This is a genomic window from Fusibacter sp. 3D3, from assembly GCF_001748365.1.
GTDB lineage: Bacteria > Bacillota > Clostridia > Peptostreptococcales > Acidaminobacteraceae > Fusibacter_A.
In genome coordinates, this window is sequence record NZ_BDHH01000002.1 from 91,904 (window position 1) to 110,406 (window position 18,503).

General features: G+C 40.3%; 19 protein-coding genes and 1 riboswitch. All 19 genes read right to left on the reverse strand.

Features of this window, described 5'->3' with window-relative positions; translation table 11 throughout:
• Positions 1-7: 7 nt before the first annotated feature.
• The 19 genes from F3D3_RS02355 to F3D3_RS02450 all read right to left on the reverse strand — a co-directional run bounded on the left by F3D3_RS02355 (position 8) and on the right by F3D3_RS02450 (position 18,503).
• Entirely contained in the window at positions 8-1,447 is a 1,440-nt protein-coding gene (locus F3D3_RS02355) for an acetaldehyde dehydrogenase (acetylating) (protein WP_069870868.1), read from the reverse strand.
• A complete protein-coding gene (locus F3D3_RS24975; protein WP_069870870.1) occupies positions 1,447-2,058 on the reverse strand; it encodes a BMC domain-containing protein in 612 nt (203 codons plus the stop codon). Before F3D3_RS24975 ends, F3D3_RS02355 begins: the two co-directional genes overlap by 1 nt.
• Positions 2,059-2,067: 9 nt before the next feature.
• A complete protein-coding gene (gene eutL / locus F3D3_RS02365) occupies positions 2,068-2,721 on the reverse strand; it encodes an ethanolamine utilization microcompartment protein EutL (RefSeq protein ID WP_069870872.1) in 654 nt (217 codons plus the stop codon).
• A 10-nt stretch (positions 2,722-2,731) separates the two neighbouring features.
• The gene (eutC, locus tag F3D3_RS02370) at positions 2,732-3,604 is read right to left on the reverse strand and encodes an ethanolamine ammonia-lyase subunit EutC (RefSeq protein WP_069870873.1); all 873 of its coding nucleotides are present in this window, start codon (positions 3,602-3,604) and stop codon (positions 2,732-2,734) included.
• 16 nt (positions 3,605-3,620) lie between these two features.
• Positions 3,621-4,985, reverse strand: a complete 1,365-nt coding sequence (locus F3D3_RS02375; RefSeq protein ID WP_069870875.1) for an ethanolamine ammonia-lyase subunit EutB — start codon at positions 4,983-4,985, stop codon at positions 3,621-3,623.
• 34 nt (positions 4,986-5,019) lie between these two features.
• Entirely contained in the window at positions 5,020-6,462 is a 1,443-nt protein-coding gene (eutA, locus tag F3D3_RS02380; RefSeq protein ID WP_069870877.1) for an ethanolamine ammonia-lyase reactivating factor EutA, read from the reverse strand.
• Positions 6,463-6,593: 131 nt separating this feature from the next.
• The gene (locus F3D3_RS02385) at positions 6,594-8,039 is read right to left on the reverse strand and encodes a sensor histidine kinase (RefSeq protein ID WP_242877061.1); all 1,446 of its coding nucleotides are present in this window, start codon (positions 8,037-8,039) and stop codon (positions 6,594-6,596) included.
• The gene (locus F3D3_RS02390) at positions 8,023-8,601 is read right to left on the reverse strand and encodes an ANTAR domain-containing response regulator (RefSeq protein ID WP_069870880.1); all 579 of its coding nucleotides are present in this window, start codon (positions 8,599-8,601) and stop codon (positions 8,023-8,025) included. The genes F3D3_RS02385 and F3D3_RS02390 overlap by 17 nt, the downstream gene beginning before the upstream one ends.
• Positions 8,602-8,655: 54 nt before the next feature.
• The gene (locus tag F3D3_RS02395; RefSeq protein ID WP_069870882.1) at positions 8,656-9,087 is read right to left on the reverse strand and encodes a EutP/PduV family microcompartment system protein; all 432 of its coding nucleotides are present in this window, start codon (positions 9,085-9,087) and stop codon (positions 8,656-8,658) included.
• A gap of 3 nt (positions 9,088-9,090) precedes the next feature.
• Positions 9,091-9,438 (reverse strand): ethanolamine utilization microcompartment protein EutS, encoded by a 348-nt coding sequence (gene eutS, locus F3D3_RS02400; protein ID WP_069870884.1) that lies wholly within the window; start codon positions 9,436-9,438, stop codon positions 9,091-9,093.
• A 302-nt stretch (positions 9,439-9,740) separates the two neighbouring features.
• The gene (locus tag F3D3_RS02410) at positions 9,741-10,241 is read right to left on the reverse strand and encodes a hypothetical protein (RefSeq protein ID WP_069870887.1); all 501 of its coding nucleotides are present in this window, start codon (positions 10,239-10,241) and stop codon (positions 9,741-9,743) included.
• Between the two features lies 1 nt (position 10,242).
• Complete coding sequence (locus F3D3_RS02415; RefSeq protein WP_069870888.1) at positions 10,243-11,259, reverse strand: ATP/GTP-binding protein; 1,017 nt, start codon at positions 11,257-11,259, stop codon at positions 10,243-10,245.
• A 15-nt stretch (positions 11,260-11,274) separates the two neighbouring features.
• A complete protein-coding gene (locus tag F3D3_RS02420) occupies positions 11,275-11,523 on the reverse strand; it encodes a TIGR04540 family protein (RefSeq protein ID WP_069870890.1) in 249 nt (82 codons plus the stop codon).
• 450 nt (positions 11,524-11,973) lie between these two features.
• A complete protein-coding gene (gene sucD, locus F3D3_RS02425) occupies positions 11,974-12,849 on the reverse strand; it encodes a succinate--CoA ligase subunit alpha (protein ID WP_069870891.1) in 876 nt (291 codons plus the stop codon).
• Positions 12,846-14,024: an ADP-forming succinate--CoA ligase subunit beta gene (sucC, locus tag F3D3_RS02430; RefSeq protein ID WP_069870893.1), complete on the reverse strand. Its 1,179-nt coding sequence runs from the start codon at positions 14,022-14,024 to the stop codon at positions 12,846-12,848. Before sucC ends, sucD begins: the two co-directional genes overlap by 4 nt.
• Positions 14,025-14,242: 218 nt before the next feature.
• A riboswitch (cobalamin riboswitch) is annotated at positions 14,243-14,421 on the reverse strand.
• A gap of 104 nt (positions 14,422-14,525) precedes the next feature.
• Positions 14,526-15,665 (reverse strand): metal ABC transporter permease, encoded by a 1,140-nt coding sequence (locus F3D3_RS02435; RefSeq protein WP_069870895.1) that lies wholly within the window; start codon positions 15,663-15,665, stop codon positions 14,526-14,528.
• Entirely contained in the window at positions 15,662-16,786 is a 1,125-nt protein-coding gene (locus F3D3_RS02440) for a metal ABC transporter permease (protein ID WP_374700056.1), read from the reverse strand. Before F3D3_RS02440 ends, F3D3_RS02435 begins: the two co-directional genes overlap by 4 nt.
• A gap of 23 nt (positions 16,787-16,809) precedes the next feature.
• Positions 16,810-17,550 carry a metal ABC transporter ATP-binding protein gene (locus F3D3_RS02445; protein ID WP_069870898.1) on the reverse strand — a complete coding sequence of 247 codons (741 nt, stop codon included), beginning with the start codon at positions 17,548-17,550 and terminating at the stop codon, positions 16,810-16,812.
• A gap of 20 nt (positions 17,551-17,570) precedes the next feature.
• The gene (locus tag F3D3_RS02450; RefSeq protein WP_069870900.1) at positions 17,571-18,503 is read right to left on the reverse strand and encodes a metal ABC transporter solute-binding protein, Zn/Mn family; all 933 of its coding nucleotides are present in this window, start codon (positions 18,501-18,503) and stop codon (positions 17,571-17,573) included.

The following is an 18,503-nucleotide window of genomic DNA, read 5'->3' on the forward strand; positions in this document are numbered from 1 at the left end:
TCTGGTCCTAGCGGTTGAGCTGCTCGAGTACCATTTTACAAATCATAGCAATTTCATCTTGTGTGGCACCGGTTGAAGCTTCCTTTTCGGGTGCTTCATCAAGGCCATATGCGACCCATCTTAAATTGATGAGGTGCAACGGTGTTACATTATCACCGGTAGCACTGCCCCCCACTGTACCGCACCCTAATGTAAATGAAGGTGCAAGTCCTGTGGTCAATCCCACCGCACCATGCGTTGAAGGTGTGTTGACTAAGAATCGTGATACAGGTTTTTTCATAGCAAATGCTCTTATGATCGATTCATCATTTGAGTGAATGGCTAAAGAATGTCCTAAGCCACCATTTTCAAGTAATGCGATACACGTTTCACACGCCTCTTGCCAATCGTTCACCACATAAAAGCCTAAGAGCTGTGTCAACTTCTCTTTTGAAAATGGGAAGCGACTACCAATCCCCGGTTCATCACTGACTAATAGCTGTGTTTGCGGTGGTATTTCAATCCCTGCAAGTTCTGCGATATATTGCGCCGATCGCCCTACGATTTGAGGGTTCATGCCGCCATTGGGCCGTTCCATAATGCGTTTTACTTTTTCGAGATCCTCACCCCTTAAGAAGTACCCGCCTTTTTTAATAACAGCCTCTCTTACCTTTTGCTCAATACATTTTTCTGTGACAATAGACTGTTCGGAAGCACATACTGTGCCGTAGTCAAACTGTTTGGATTTAAAAATTCGTGCCACTGCCACATCTACATCTGCTGTTTTTTCAATGTACGCAGGCACATTCCCCGGTCCAACTCCAAGTGCTGGTGTGCCAGAGCTATAAGCCGCTTTTACCATGGCTGACCCACCCGTTGCGAGAATCATGTTGACGTCTGCATGCTTCATAAGTGCATCTGTCGCTTCAATGGTAGGCATGGTCACACAACTAATTGTATCTTCTGGCAAGCCATGTAGGTAACAAGCTTCCCTCAACACGTGCACGGTTTCCGTGATGCATTTAAGCGCCGCAGGATGGGGACTAAATACGATTGAATTCCCCGCCTTGATTGCAATAAGGGCTTTATAAATAACCGTAGAGGTCGGATTTGTTGAAGGTATAAGCCCTGCAATAACACCCATAGGGGTTCCGATTTTTAAAATTTTAAGGTCTGGATCTTCCTCAATCACGCCGATGGTTTTCATAGGCCTCATGTACTCACAGAGCGTCTTACTGGCCAATACGTTTTTAGCTTTTTTATCTTCCCACTTGCCATAGCCTGTTTCTTCATGGGCAAGTTTTGCCAAAGACTCGGCATTTTCATATGCAATTTTTGAAAGTCCTTCAATGGCCTCATCTATTTTTTCTTGTGGTAATAATGCGATTTGTTTTTGAGCCATTTTTGCACGTGCTACAAGTGTTCTCACTTCTTGTATGGAGGCTAAGTCTTTATCAAGTGTCGTCATTATAAATGTCCTCCTTTCATATGGTCTCTAATTGCCTTTATAAGTTGTTCTTTGTTTGCAAATTTGATCAAGCTTCGATCGATAGTATCCAGATTGAGTTGTCTCACAAGTTGTCTGAGCTGAACCACTTTCAACCTATCAATACCACCCTTTGCAAACACTTGATAGTTTTTATTTTTAAAGTTCACGGTGCTGTTTTTAACTTCTGCCGCATCTTTTTCGGGTTCTGCTAAAGGTTCTGTTACAGGTTCTGTTACAGGCTCCGCTACAGGTTCTGCTACAGGTTCCGTCAAAGGTTCAACAATAGGCAAATTTACTGCATTCACTGTTTGATCTGGCATCGCAGGTGTCACAATTGCAAAGACCTCGTCAGAGAGCCTTGGAATCACATGTGCTGTGATCAGTTGTCCAACACGCTTAGCCGCTGCACCGCCTGCCTCTATAGCTGCCGTTACCGAACCCACATCACCTGTGACTGTGATCATCACCCAACCCCCATCTGTGAGCTCTTTACTCTGTAAAGTCACATTTGCCGCCTTAAGGGCCGCATCCAGTGCTTCAATTGCAGCGACCAATCCCTTGGTTTCAATGAGTCCAATGGCTTTACTCATGGTCTCACCCTAGTATTTCGTTGGATTGTCTGCCACGAATTTAACCGCATCTGCGAAGGCGTCACAAGCTGCTTTACATGCCGATTGACTTCCTGTCAATAGCCCTCCACCGAAATTGGTTTCAGAAGGTGGTCCAAAGAAGGCTGCCATTTTTACATCTGCTGCTTTGAGCGCTGCATCCAGTGCATACATGGCTTCAATTGGCGGTGCAATGAGATACGCAATCGCTTCACCTTCTGGTATGCCAGCAGTTTCAGATAAATAACTGCCTGTTCTTGAAATACAGTGTGCGTAGTATGCAATGGAATCATCGTCATTAGCACTGTAGAAACAAGCCTCATTTTCAATGAAGTCAATCGCTGCATTTAAACCGCTTCTCACTTCTGCTGGCGTTGGGCCTGAAAGAATACCGATGAACTCCCCAGCAAGCTTCGTGTTGGCATTGGCCGCACCACCGTAGAACGATTTAGCATATGCCACTGCAACTTCTGCTTTTTTAGTCGCTTCATCAAGTGCGGTGTAACCCACATCGTCACAATCCGTTGTGATCATGCCCACAGAACGGTGACCTTCTGGTAAGTTTAATTTTTCTCTCATGCACTCATCCACATTTGGAATCAATTTGACACTTAAAACCGTCACTTTTAATGGATCATTTCTCATGATACGCCTCCTATAATTTTAGATCAACGCCACTTTTCTGTTCTGAGAGTATGCGTTTGATAATATCAGCGATGTGTGCACCCGCCTCTACTGCTGGTGTGCCGTTCTTATGAATGTTACTCACCACTGTTCTAAGTGATTCTGGATTACCTACTTTGCCTTTGTAGATCATATAACAGCTCATGGATTCACCTGTTGCAAGACCTGGTCTTTCACCGATTAAGATGACAGTCACTTCTGCACCCAAAAGTTCAGAAACATGGTCCATAGCAGGCACTCTACCGTATTTGACAAAGAAAGGTGTGCCCACTTCTATGCCATGGCTTTTTAGACCTTGTTCCATGGCTTTATAAGTGTCATAACCATTGGCTTCTATTGCAGTGGACGATAAGCCGTCCGAAATATAAATTTGAACTCTCGGAGATGCTTTAGCCTTTGCCTTTAAAAGGGCGATGGATTCATCATCGATAATACGGCCCAAATCGGGTCTTGTGAGATATTCGTCTTTATTGGTTACAGCTGTTTGTAACTTAAGCCAGCCATATTTTTCAATGAGTTCGTCTGATACGTCCGTAAAGACCGCATCTTGTGCAACGGCATGATCCGCTCTGAATCTCAGCATCGTTTGTGTGGTATATCTCGGACCCGCTCTCCAAATCCCTACACGAGCATGTGTTGATTTTTTATAGTTCAAATACGCATCTTTATTTTCTGCTGATGGCACTTCAAAATAGTTCTCCATTTCATAAGCTGTAATCTCTGGAACATCACAAGTGGTTTCATTTAAAGGACATGCTGACACATTTGCCTTTGAGGGTTCATCCGCAACATTGAGTTCTCTAATGACTTGTTCAATGATACTTTTCAAATTGGTTTCATTCATCTTCGACCCCTCCTCTCTATTTCATAAACACCGACGCATCCCCTGCGCGGTTTGTGAGTTTACCCTCTTTTACAAATTCCATTTTTTCCATCCACACTTCGAAGGCTTTGATCGGCTTGAGTTTTAACAAACTTCGAAGCGTTTGTGCCTCATGGTACCCGGTACACTGATAATTTAGCATGATGTCATCGCCTGCTGGAACGCCCATAAAGTAGTTACAACCTGCTGCTGATAAAAGCACCGCCAAGTTCTCAATATCGTTTTGATCTGCTTTCATATGGTTGGTATAACAGGCATCAACACCCATTGGGATACCCGTTAACTTACCCATGAAGTGATCCTCAAGACCCGCTCTGATGACTTGCTTGCTGTCATAAAGATACTCTGGTCCAATAAAGCCCACCACGGTGTTCACTAAGAAAGGTTGGTAACGTTTCGCAAAGCCGTAGCATCTCGCTTCCATGGTCACTTGATCCGCACCGTGATGTGCGTCACTTGAAAGTTCTGATCCTTGGCCCGTTTCAAAGTACATGACATTTGGTCCTGCACTTGTGCCCTGCTTGAGAACGAGTTCTCTCGCTTCTTGTAGCATATCTGCTGTGATTCCAAAGGCTTCATTTCCCTTCTGAGACCCCGCTATTGATTGAAAAATCATATCAGATGGCGCCCCTTTTTTGATGGCTTCCATTTGCGTCGTCACATGTGCCAAAACGCATTGTTGTGTTGGAATTTCCCACTTGCGTTTAAACTCGTCGAACATTTTGAGGACATTATAGACGCTTTCAACGGTGTCATTTACTGGATTCAGGCCTATAACCGCATCACCGATACCATAAGTGAGCCCCTCCATAAGTGAGACCATAATGCCATCTAAATTATCTGTTGTATGATTCGGTTGAAGTCTAAAGCCTAAAATGCCCTCTTCGCCGATCGTTGTATTACAGTGTGCTGTGATTCTGATCTTACTTGCCGCATACACGAGGTCTAGGTTAGACATTAACTTGGTCACGGCTGCCACCATCTCTGATGTCAAGCCTCTTGAAATCCGTTTAATCATATCCCCAGTTACATGATCATCTAATAACCACTCTCTAAATTCACCCACTGTGAAATCTTTGATTTCATTATAAATCACCCGATTTAAATCGTCATAGATGATGCGTGTGACTTCATCTTCTTCATATGGCACTACAGGATTGTTATAAAGATCTTCTAAGGTTAGGTGACTTAGAACCTCTTTCGCTGCTACGCGCTCTGTTACCGTCTCTGCAGCAATTCCAGCAAGTTTATCGCCTGATTTTTCTTCGTTCGCTTTCGCCAAAACTTCTTTGACTGATCCGAACGTATAAACTTGTCCAAACAATGATGTTTTGAGTCTCATCTTTTTTACTCCTCTCACCTCTTATTGGTCTGTTTTAATACCCAAACAGCAAGGTCTTTATAATCACTGGAACCACCTGTCCATCGGCGACAGGCACTCCAATATCAATGTAGTCTCCATTGTCTACAGATACTGAATCTATACAAATCACTGGATATTCCGGTGATAGATTCCCTCTAATACTCAGTCCTAGAGATTTTGCCAAATCTTGATCTACCAGTATAATCAAAGGTAATTTGGCCTCAATAACGGCCCTCATCCCTTTTACGATGTCGCTTGCAAGTGCTTGTAATGCATCAAAGCCATAGCTTTTATGCCCCCTTAGCGAAAGCGCCATCAAAGATTGATCCGACTGGGAGATGAACCACTTAACTCTGCTTGTAATCGCTTCTACTCTCGCCTTTGAGTCACTTTTTTCTTCTAGTTCTGTCAGCCTGATAATGGGTATATTTTGAATCGGCAAAAGTGCCCGATCGTAATGAATCGTACTCCCACTGATATCTGTGGTATGCGTCCCTGCCCCGATTACAGTCGCCCTTATGGTTTCATCTGCATGGACTGCCTTGACTTTTGTCTTTTCAAATGCGATTCGAATGCTCTCACCCAGTAAAAAGCCTATATCACCATAAGTATGCCATGGTTTTGTCGTTTCTATCATGCAGTCTGCAACACCTCCAGAAAAGAAAACGGCCTCTATTGGATCAAATGTCTTAAGATCATGATTGGTGATCAAAATTTCTTGAGCACTCGGCAAGTCAATGTGCGCACCATTTCGTCTTTCTGCGATGCTCACCATGACTTCTGCCATAGTATCAGTGATGCGCTTTAAGTCTTTCACATCCGCCATTTGACCTATAACCAACGGGAGCGCCATTTTAGCAGATAATGCCTTCACTTTTTCGGATAGATAGTCGATTTTACCTTGCTTATCTACTTTTATAAGTCTGCCCCCGATATCGTAACAAGCCGCATCTATCACATCTCCGTTTTTATAGATGGCCACATTGGTGGTGCCCCCGCCTATGTCAAAATTCATCACCGTACAGCTATGGGCTTTCGAATACGCACAGGCACCCGACCCTTTTCCAGCGAGGATGCCCTCTAAGTCTGGACCTGCTGTGGCCACTACGAAATCGCCCGCCAGCCCACTGAGCATCTCTAAAACTTCTTTGGCATTTTCTTTGCGCGCGGTTTCCCCTGTGATGATGACAGCACCTGTGTCCACAGCTTCTGGTTGCATCTGCGCCTGTTCGTAAATTTTTAAGACAAGTTGCTTAACGGCTTCCGCATCTATGACATCCGAACTCTTTAGCGGTGTAAAGTAAATATCGCTTCTAAAAAGAACTTCTTTGTCTACAATTTTCACAGTGGGAACCGTCCACGCCGAGGCTGTATTTTCAATGATCATCTTACAAAAGACGAGTTGTGTTGTGGAAGTGCCTATGTCTATGCCTACGCTGATCATGGATTCTTTCATGCTACCTCCTTGTTGATGTCCTAAACTCAGTTCCAAACTAAAGGGTGTATAAAAAAATGACGCATAAACCCAAGTGTATTGGGCTTATAACGTCATCGTTATGTGTTATGCAAGACTTCATTGTCATGCGTTTATGAAGTTAAATCGGCTTTCATTTTGAAATCAAAGCTGACCTTTGTGCCTTCGCCGTTAGATTCCAAGGAATAGCAGCCTTTGAGTTTATCTGTGATGATGCTTTTGACGATTTTCATTCCCAAGCTGCCTTCTCTGGCATTTTCGATGTTAAATCCAACACCATTATCTTGCACTAAAATACTGGAGTACTGAATGCCCTGTAGAATCTTGACTTCTATGTTGCCTTCTTTTCTACCCACAAAGGCATATTGCATGCTATTTTGAACGAGCTCATTGACCACAAGTGCAATAGAAGTCGCTAAATCTGAACTGATCTTAAAAGTATCTCCGGTTATATAGAGATCCACTTGACAAGAGTCACTTGGCATACTCATGGCATTCATAATGATGCGTTCTAAAATCGTCTTTATATCCACATCGTCTACACCATTTTGTGCCAAAATTTCATGTGTAACCGCTATGCTAATCACTCGGCTAATGCTTTCTTCAAATGCGCGTTTGGCTTCTTCATTTTCAATACGTCTAGATTGTAGTCTTAAAAGGCTGGCGATTGTCTGTAAGTTATTTTTAACTCTATGATGAATTTCTCTAATGGCAACTGATTTTGAAATCAGTTCCTTCTCAATTGCCTTTTCGTCTGTGATGTCCTTGATTACCATAACCATCCCTGCAAGGTCTGAATTGCTAAACTTCATCCCTGCATACTTTACTTTTAGTGTTAAATGACTTATATCAACTTCAGAAACTTTCATCGAAGTCATCTTAATGACATCTTCAAAACGGCTCCCATCTAAGACTAAGTTATCAAATGGAATGCCCACAAGTTCATCTAAATAGCCCAATTTCCTGTAGAGTTGAGCCGCCACAGGATTTAAGCTCTGCGACATCCCATGTCTATCAAAGATGACGATTCCATCATTGAGATAAGGCTGTATCAAAATTTTCTCATTCATGGAATCCATCAATGTTTCAGTGAGTTGTTCTGTAGTTTCTGAAAGAATTTGCATTCGTGCATTTTCATTTTCTTTTTCATAGACATCCGTTTCAACGATTAAACAACCAATAGTGACACCGTGTTCATTTTTAATCGGCACCACATTTTGTTTAACGATTTGATCTTCTTGTGTTATCGCTCTCAAGTCTCTTGTGGGCATTCCAAGTTCAAGTGTTCTTATTGCAGCAGGTTCATTATGTCTAAAGGCAAACTCCCCAACCACTGTATCTTTATACATCGATTTATGCGTAGCGGGTTTTGCCTCTGCCACTACGATTGCCACGCCAGATTCTCTCGTCATACAATCAATAAAAACATCCGCATTCATCAAGTTCGCCATCAATTGAGTCTGTTCTCTAACCGATATCAGCTGATGAATGTCTTTTGAACTTAAATTGGTAAATTCCTTACAGAGCTTTTCGAGCATTTGATCACCTCGTCTCTTCATTGAGTAAAATGATACGTGAAATTTCTTTCATGGAACATCTTTTGTCCATGCTCATCTTTCGAATATAGTTATAAGCCTCTTCTTCGTTAATTTCGTCTCTTTTCATAAGACTGCTTTTAGCTCTATCTATAAAAATTCTCGCTTCTAATCTTTCGTTTATTTTTTCGGTTTCATCTTTAATCTTTTGAAATTCTTCTGCTTTGTGTATGGCGATTTCAACCGCTGGTAGTATCGCTTTCTCTGTAACCGGTTTTACCAAATAATTGAGCACGCCCACTTCTTTTGCCTTATCGACAAATTCTTTGCCACTGTATGCCGTCAGCAGGATCACACCACATCTAAGACCTTCTTCTTTAATAATTTTAGCTGCCATGAGACCATCCAATAACGGCATCTTCACGTCTAAAATCACCAAATCTGGATGATGCTTTTTACAAAGCTCCACTGCATCAAAGCCATCCACTGCTTGTCCTACAACATTGTAACCTGCCTCTTCAAGCATTTCAGCGATATTCATTCGCGTAATAGGTTCATCATCTGCAATGACAATTTTCCTACTCATATCTTATCCCCCTTATAAGTTCCCTCTTGATCACTGGATTCATTCAAACGGTTTTTAGAGCCATCGTTTGAGTTCGGTAACCAAAACGTCCATACCTTCGTTGGTACAAGCACTTACACCGTATATGATCTCAGCACCTGCCTCTTTTAAGAACTGTTCAGCCCTTTGAAATTGGTGTGCCGCTTGATCGATTTTTGTCATAATGCCTATGACTTTTATATTGAACATATCGCCAAATCCCGGTGGAAAGTAACATTCCTCTGAGGTGACATCTTGTACAAGTGCCACCACATCAGCATCAAGCGATAATGTAATCAGTGCGTTATAAAATCTTGGATTTTCAATATATTCACCAGGCGTATCTATATAATGACCCTGAAATTCGGTGGCCTGTGTCTTTTTATAGGTGATCGTTTCGTTTCTTAAATTTTGGATCAATGTCGTTTTGCCCACACCCGTCTTACCCATAAAGATGATTTTCCCCATCTTTTATGACCTTGTCAAATGCGTTGGCGTGAATTTCAAGTTCTCTTCTAACACTTTAATCACTTCTTTGAGCCCCTCTTCAACACTGCCCACATCCCCTACGATCACAAGCGATCCACTGAATCGATCCAAAAACCCGATGCTCACACCCGATGCTTTTGTGGCGATGTCTGCTGCAATGATGGCCCCTTCACTTGGCGTAATGGTCAATATGCCTATGGCACCTGTCTGATCTTCGTTTAGACCTAATTTCTTACAAACTTCTGCTCTGGGATTTGCGATTAAATGGGCCAATGTCACCTGTTTACCAGGCACATATTCTTGTATCACTCTCTGTTTTTCTGATGTCATGTATGCCTCCGTACAATTGTAAAATTTTGAGGTCTATGCCTTTTGTACAAAAAAAGCCCGTAGTTATCGTGTGATCACTACGAGCTTCAATGCTCTTTACAAATTTGTACGCCGTTGTACAAGACGAGTATACCATCATTTTTTTTAAAGTTCAAGAATTTTTTAGAAATCGAAACACAGTTAGAGTGTCAAAAGCCAAAAGTTGGGCAACCAATTACCCTATGATGCGCTTATGGGAAGTACGCGATACAGCCTACGGTAGCGGGTTTGTGCGAAACTGGATTATGAAACTGTAACTATAATTAACATGCTGTAAATGCATACTCAGAATATACATTATTCCACTCCTCAATACTTACAACATGAAATTCGTCAATAAAACTTTTTAATAGTCCTAAATCTGACTTAAATCCAAAAGGCAATTTCATCTTTATTTTTCCTGCAATTCTTGCTCGAAGAACAGAATCAAGGTTTTTTGCTTCTATAACATAATAAAACTTTTTAACATCAGCTTTAAGCTCACTATTGGCAACATAAATCAGGCTATCATAGTATTTTCTTGCAATTTTTTTATAGTGATCATCATGACTCAACTTTTCTTCAAACACCTCTGGATTTGAGGCATTAGGAACATTTGCATTTTTATATTCCATTAAAATCACTTCATTGTCTTTTGCAATGATCAGATCCACATCGCTTAAAATCGTCTTGTGATAAACAGCGTTTAACTCAATAAATTCATCCGCATACTCTGTAATAATTTTAAAGTTCCTATTTTCTTCAACAAATATATGTTTTGGCATATCAATCTCCCATATTTTTATTTAAAACCTCTTCAAGAAGAGTGTCATATGCTGAAATTATAGGATTACTCTTAAGATCCCTAAAATTCTTACAGGTATTAATATCAACGTTACCTGCATCCGTTTTAGTCAACGAATAATACTGCACTTTATTTGTTTCCTGCGCTCTTATTTCAAAATATTTAGCAAGAACATAATCATGCGTTGAAATAAAGATTTGAACACCGTCTCTTTGTAAATCTAATAATATTTCTACAATGCTAGGAATAGCCTTTGGATTTAAATTTGCTTCGGGTTCATCCCAAAATAAAACAGTTCCTTTTTCTAGCGTACCGTTCTTAATGAGTTGCCATAGCAATGCAAGTTTTCTTAACCCTTCAGCTACTAAATGAAATTCTATTTTTGCTTGTGTACCTGGTTTTAAGTAGAATTTTTCATCACTTATTGTAACGGTTCCAAGCATGGTTTCTTTTAATTTTTCTAAATACTTCTTATTATTTGCTTTATCAGGACCGCGATTGATATCAATTTTTGCAGTTGTCACTATATCTAAATACGTTTCGTCAAAATCGATAACACCTTTAAGATAAGCCGCTTCAAACTGATAAGCATTTGATAGAATCTCTTTTGCAGGAATAAATGTGCTTATCAACTCTGCATTTGTGTTTTCCCATCTGGCTTCACCCGTTGTATCTGCATCCCATTTCTTAGTCTTTGTTGTGAACTTAGTTTTAATTGCTCCATTGGAAGACAGAACATCAATACTGGCCGTATCTCCGCCTTTCCCTCTTGAAACAAGTCTGCTAATATTTAGACCGTCTGGACGAAATACTTTTACAATTTTTTGTGAAAAGCTTACTTCTTTTCGACTTGCTTGACAAGCCGAATACAAAACCTTCATTATATGAGTCTTACCCGTTCCATTTTCACCAATTAAAATATTAATCCCTTCGGAAAAATCAATATCTAATTTTGAAAACACGGTGAAGTTTGACAATTTCAACTTTTCTATAGACATTACAACACCTCCAGTTTATTTTTCATTTTCCGTCATCAATAATATACGTTCATATACTTCTAATCGTCTCTTCCCACATTGTTGTTTCAATATGGATGTGAAATCGTCACTTTTTCTAATTTTACTTTTATTATTAGCATATAAAGAAGTCAAATGAGCGACTAAATCCGGTTCACTAATTTCGTTGTTCCAATATGAATCGATTAGTTTATTGATCGCATCCGCAAGCTCTCTCTGAGTTTTATAAAACAGTTTAATTTCCATCAAGCAATCACCCCTTGTTATACTCTATTAAAACTCTATTCATATTCTATTCTTACTTTTTGTTTATTGCAAGCATTTTGCGAATATTCTTTTATCGTTAGAGTGTTAAATTGATATGACTTCTAGGTTTGTATCACTGATTGTCCCGCTAATTTATAGAAAGAACCAAAATCCTCTGACATATGATTTTCCACAAACGGTGTCAGACACTTTTTAGGGAATTAACGCCATTGGCCTTTACTGTATCCGTTCATTTGGCTACATCTGTTCTGTCAAATTAGGAGTTACTTCCGTTTGGGGTATCCGACACCTTTATTGCAAAAAAAATATCGGGGGTCAGCCGATATTTATTAGTGATGGATGGCCCATGATGAAGGGGACTTTGCTCAGGATCGTAAGCATGCAGTCTTCGTCTGACCATTCCAGCACTAATTGAAATGTTTTTAAATCCTAATATTTTTCAAGTTCTACCTTCAATTTTGGTATAATATCCGAAAGCCTTTCAGCAACTGCTATACCTGCCGCTTCCATGACCATAATTTTAGAAGTGGCTGTGCCGCTATTCCCAGATACAATGGCACCAGCATGACCCATGCGCTTGCCTTTAGGTGCTGTCTTGCCAGCGATAAAGCCCACAACAGGTTTTTTCATATTGGCTTTAATCCAAGCAGCTGCATTTTCTTCAGCATCTCCACCAATTTCACCAATCATAATAACCGCTTCTGTTTCAGTATCCTCATTAAAAGCTTTTAACACATCGATGAAATCTGTTCCATTTATGGGATCGCCGCCAATACCCACTGCTGTGGATTGGCCTAATCCAGCATTTGAAACCACACTAACAGCTTCATAAGTCAATGTGCCCGATCTTGAAACGATACCAATTGTGCCTTTTTGGTGGATATGCCCTGGCATAATACCGATTTTCGTTTGATCTGGAGTAATAATCCCTGGGCAATTTGGCCCGATGAGACGTGTCGTACTGTGCTTCAAATAATACTTAACTTTTACCATATCTTGCACTGGAATATGCTCTGTGATACAGACCACCAATTCTATTTTAGCATCTATTGCTTCGATAATGGCATCTGCTGCGAAAGGGGCAGGCACATATATGACGGAAGTATTCGCCTGAGTTTTTTGGACAGCTTCTCTCATGGTATCATACACAGGAATACCGAATACTTTTGTACCGCCTTTACCCGGTGTTACGCCAGCAACGATCTTTGTTCCATATGCTTGCATCTGTTCTGTATGATATCTCGCCGCTGAACCTGTAATGCCTTGAACTACTAATCTGGTTTTTTGATTGACCCAAATACTCATGCGATTGCCTCCTTATGCTTGATCAAAGCTACCATTTTCTCAGCACCTTCATCCATGGTATCTGCTGAAATAATATCCAGACCTGAATGATCTAATAACCGCTTACCTTCTTCAACATTAGTGCCTTCAAGCCTCACCACTATGGGTACACTTCTAGGCATTGCTTGCGTCGCTTGAATAATGCCCTTTGCAATGGTATTACAGTGCATAATGCCACCAAATATATTGATGAAAACGCCTTTGACATGATCATCCGATAGTATAATATCAAGTGCTTTATGAACCATTTCAGCACTTGCACTGCCGCCTACATCTAAAAAGTTTGCAGGGGTTCCTCCCGCATAATGTATGGCATCCATCGTCGCCATTGCAAGCCCAGCCCCATTGACGAGACAGCCAATTTCACCATCAAGTGCCACATAAGATAGACCCACCGATGAAGCTTCAATTTCTTTACGATCTTCTTCATTGAAATCACGCAGCAATTCAATCTCGGGGTGTCTAAAAAGTGCATTGTCATCAAAGTTCATTTTTGCATCAAGTGCTATTAATACATTTTCTTTAGTCAACACAAATGGGTTTATTTCAACTAAGTTTAAATCTTTTTCCACAAAGCAAGCATAGATGCCCTTTATGATCTTATCCAAATTTGGCATCAACTCCGTCGATAATCCAAAGGACTCTGCCAACACTCTAACATGGAATTCTCTTATCCCGATTAAAGGATCCACCGATATTTTAAGGATTGAATTTGGCGATTGCATTGCAACTTTTTCAATGTCCATGCCACCTTCCTTAGAAGCAATAATCATAACTTGGCTGGTTGCTCGATCCAAAACCATACTCATATAAAATTCACTTTTGATCTCGCAGCCTTCTTCTATATAAATTTTTCTGATTTTTTGACCCTTAAGACCCGTCTGATGCGTCACCAGCTGTTTGCCAAGCATTTCAGTACCCACGGCCATACATGCATTTAAGGAATCGACAACTTTTACGCCACCCGCTTTTCCTCGGCCACCTGCATGTATCTGAGCTTTTACAACAGCGACATCGGTTTGTATTTTTCTCGCTTGAGTTTCCAGTTGATTGACTGCCTCAACCAAATAACCTTCTGGAACCGACACACCATATTGCTTTAATATTGCTTTAGCTTGATATTCATGTATATTCATCAAATGCCTCCTTAAATGCAAATTTTGATATCAATTTTGAATCTCTTTTTACACAAAAAAAGTAGTCCTCATTTTGAGCACCACTAAACAGACACGGACATTTCACTCATTACACATCAAAACTGTGCAATGATATAAAAAAGCTCTTTCAATACCGAAAGAGCATGATAAATAAAGCTAACTAGCCTTATATCACACCTCCTCATCCTCGTGAGTTTAACAGCGCAAACATTCTTGGCAGGTCTCCTGACTCAAAACTATCGTACTTACTCCCTTCCCGTTGTTCACAGTGGTTATGAGCAGTACAGTTTTTTACAGTGGCGGGACCGTGTCGGAATTACACCAAACTTCCCTTTTAAGTGTATCAAAGATACACACCAAAAATTTTACTATTCAATTGTTGAAGACCATAACGACCTTCAAGTGAATTCTAGCACTCAGACGAACGTTTGTCAAGCCTTCAAATCTATAAAATTTATGTTGTATTAAAATCTATAAAATTTATGTTGTATATTCCGTATTAAAACTTTGAACAATCTCTTCATAACTTTCAATTGTATAAGTTTTTCCTTTTTCAGTAAGACAATAAACATCTTGATTAACGCTGATCATCGACTCCTCTACAAGCTCTTTCATCATTTTATTAACAAATTCTTTACTCTGATTAATGTGATTGAAAATCGTCTCTACACCATTTTCTTGTTTTTCATTTGCCTCGCCTTCGTGTTGAAGCATATGAAAGAGAATGGATTTCTTCGTGAATTCTAAATGTTGCGTATATCTTCTTCGTGCAACTGTGATCATCCCTCGACTCGGTGCAAAAATAAAAACCAGTAGAAAAGTGATACCTGTCATCATCGCCATTGATCCCGCTATAGAAACATCAAATAAGTAGGCAATTCTATAGCCCAAAACTGCGTTAAGACCGCCTAGAAAAGCGCTTGTAACCAGCATTTTTTTCAAATCATCCGTTAGCAAATATGCAGTTACAGGAGGCCCAATCATAAAAGCAATTACAAGAATAGAACCTACTGCCTCAAAAGCAGCAACTGTTGTCACCGATACCGAAGCCATCAATCCGTATTGAATTAAAACTGGCGAAAACCCTAAAACAGCCGCTAGACCTGAGTCAAAAATACTGATCTTGAGTTCCTTAAAGAAAATGATCACAAGTCCCAAGTTTAAAATCAAAACCATTGTCATTGTATAAAGTGCTTTTGCACCAATATCGACCCCCATAATTTTCAAGCGATTAAAAGGGGCAAAGGCCAACTCGCCTAGCAAAACCGAATCGGTATCCAAATGAATATCGCCAGCATATTTACTGATAATGATGATCGCAATACTAAAGAGCATCGGAAAGACGATTCCAATTGCTGAATCTTCTGAGACTAGTTTTGTTTTATGAAGCACTTCAACTAGATAAACCGTCAAAAGACCTACGAGTGCTGCGCCCAGTATAAGCAATGGTGAACTTAAATCTTTAACGATGAAAAATGCTAATATGATTCCCAACAGTATTGTATGCGTAATAGCATCTGTCATCATTGCCATTTTTCTTAACACCAAAAATACACCCGGAATACTACATGCCACTGCAACAATAATGGCGATCAGTTGAATTTCAATTTGAGCGCTCATGCGCCACCTCCTTTTTTCAATGGATGTAACGCCACATATTCTATGCCACGCTCTGTAATTGCCCATTCATCAAAATAAGCTTGAATAACAAATTCTCTATCCTTAAGCATATTGAGAGCCTGTCTTGTAAGTTCAGATTTTTTACCACCTTGTGTCTTTATGGGTGCTATCGCCGCGATAGAATGACTGTGAAAATGGTCCTTATGATTCATCGCTAAATCGTATAAGTTAAAAAGTACTTGATCCCCGTTGATATCCTTTTGATTTTTAAGTGCACGAAGATAACGCCAAACAAGACCACGTTTAGGCGACATTAAAATACTTATGACGACAATAACGCTAATAATCAATACAATCGCCGGACCTGTTGGCATTTTCACAACTGAAGAACTGATTAAAGTTCCGACTACGCCACTAAAGGCTCCAAATGTGCCTGCCAACACCACCATTACGGACAGTCTATCCGTCCACTGCCGAGCTGCTACACCTGGCGCAACAAGCATAGCACTCATCAATATGACCCCTACTGTTTGAAGCCCAATAATAACAGAAATCACAATCATGCTGGATAGAAGCATCGAAAGTTTTTGCGTAGAAAAGCCCAAACTATGTGCGTAATCTGGATCAAATGAAAATATTTTAAACTCCTTCCAAAACAACACAACCAATGCCAACAAAACCACTCCAACAATCAGAATAAAGTATACATCTCTCTTAAGCAAAGTAGAAGCTTGCCCAAAAATAAATTTGTCAATGCCCGCTTGATTTGCATTGGGAATCTTTTGTATATAAGTCATTAAAACAAGTCCTACACCAAAAAACACCGAAAGTACAAGTGCCATGGCACTATCGTATTTAATTCTCGTAAATCTACAAATGCCTGTAATTAGACCTGTTGCCAACAGCCCTGCCATAAGAGCACCTAACATAAATAGCGCTGTATTTTTGTTTTGTAAAATGATAAACATAATGGCTATCCCTGGTAACGAGGCATGAGATATGGCATCACCCAGTAACCCTTGCTTCTTTAGCACTGCAAAACTCCCGATCACCCCGCTAATGATTCCTAAAAGTGCGGCGCCCAAAGATACCAGTCGTAACGTATAATCTGATTGAAACATTTCTATAAGGGACATGAGACCACCTATCCTTTCAGTATTTTACCCGTACTTCTATAGGCCTTCTTCAGATTTTCTTCAGTAAAGACATCTTCAACAGGGCCACTGGCAATCAACTGAGTATTGAGCAACGTAACCCAATCAAAATATTCTGTCACCGTTTGTAAATCGTGATGAACCACCACGACTGTTTTGCCTTTTTTCCTGAGCTCTTTTAATATTTCAATAACCGCTTTTTCTGTTTTTGCATCGACCCCTTGGAAGGGTTCATCCATAAAATAGATATCTGCATCCTGTACAAGTGCTCTCGCTAAGAAAACACGTTGCTGCTGACCACCACTTAGCTGACTGATTTGTCTATGTGCAAACTCAACCATACCCACTTTATCAAGCGCCTCTCTAGCAAATTTTTTATCCCTTTTTTTAGGCCTTTTAATCCAACCCACGTGACCATATCGTCCCATGAGCACGACATCTAAAACCGTTGTCGGAAAATCCCAATCAACACTACCTCTTTGCGGCACATAACCAATGTATTTTCGCTGTGAAGCATAAGTGCCCCCATTAAATAATACGCTACCTGTAATCGGCTTTATAAGATCAAGCATCGCTTTAATCAATGTTGATTTGCCTGCACCATTAGGCCCAACTATGGCCATTAACACACCTTTTGGCACTTTTATATCGATGTCCCACAACACAGGTCTTTCTTGATAAGCAACGGTCATATCTTCTACTTCTACGACATATTTATTTTCAGCAACCATTAAATCATCTCCGTTTCAAATTATTTGAGTGCATTTACAATTGTATCTATATTGGCTTTTACAGTCCCAATATAAGTCCCTGCTGGTGTTCCAGCAGAACCCAATGAATCCGAATACAATTCGCCTCCGATGGCAACATCAAAACCTTGCGCTGCTACAGCTTCTTGGAGAGCCTCAATATTTTTTTTAGGCACGCTAGATTCAACAAACAGCGCTTTAATCTTGTGCTTTACAATAAAATTAGCGAGTTCTGTAACATCTGCCGTTCCAGCTTCAGATTGAGTAGAAATCCCCTGTAACCCCATCACATCAAAGCCATAGGCTTTACCGAAATAATTAAAGGCATCGTGTGCTGTAATCAATATTCTTGCGCTTTCAGGCACCAACTCAACCTGTTCTTTAATATAGGTATCTAGCGCATCCAATTCTTTTTTGTACGCTTCAAAGTTACTTGTATAAATCGCTTCATTCTCTGGATCTAATTCGATAAAGCCATTATAAAGATTTTCAGCTGCCAATTTCCAAAGTAAAACATCAAACCAAATATGAGGATCATGCGCCCCGCTCATTTGATCTGTAATAAGTTTAGATTCATCTAGACCTTCTGCAATTTCAATAATGATTTTATTGCTACCTTTCAAGTTTTCAAAGATATCGCCCATTTTACCTTCGAGATGTAACCCACTGTACACCAAAAGATCGGCTTTAGACATTTTGTCCACATCGCCAGCACTGGCATTGTATAAATGTGGGTCTATTCCAGGCCCCATTAATGCTTGTACTTCAATCGCATCGCCTCCGATAACCCTTGCTAAATCTGCCAACATCGTAGTCGTCGCAACCACTGTATGCTTTGTTTTTACAACTTCCTTCGAACTACATCCCGATATCACCATCGCGAACGACACGAATACCATAATAATTGCAATAAATCTTACATTTTTTTTCATAAT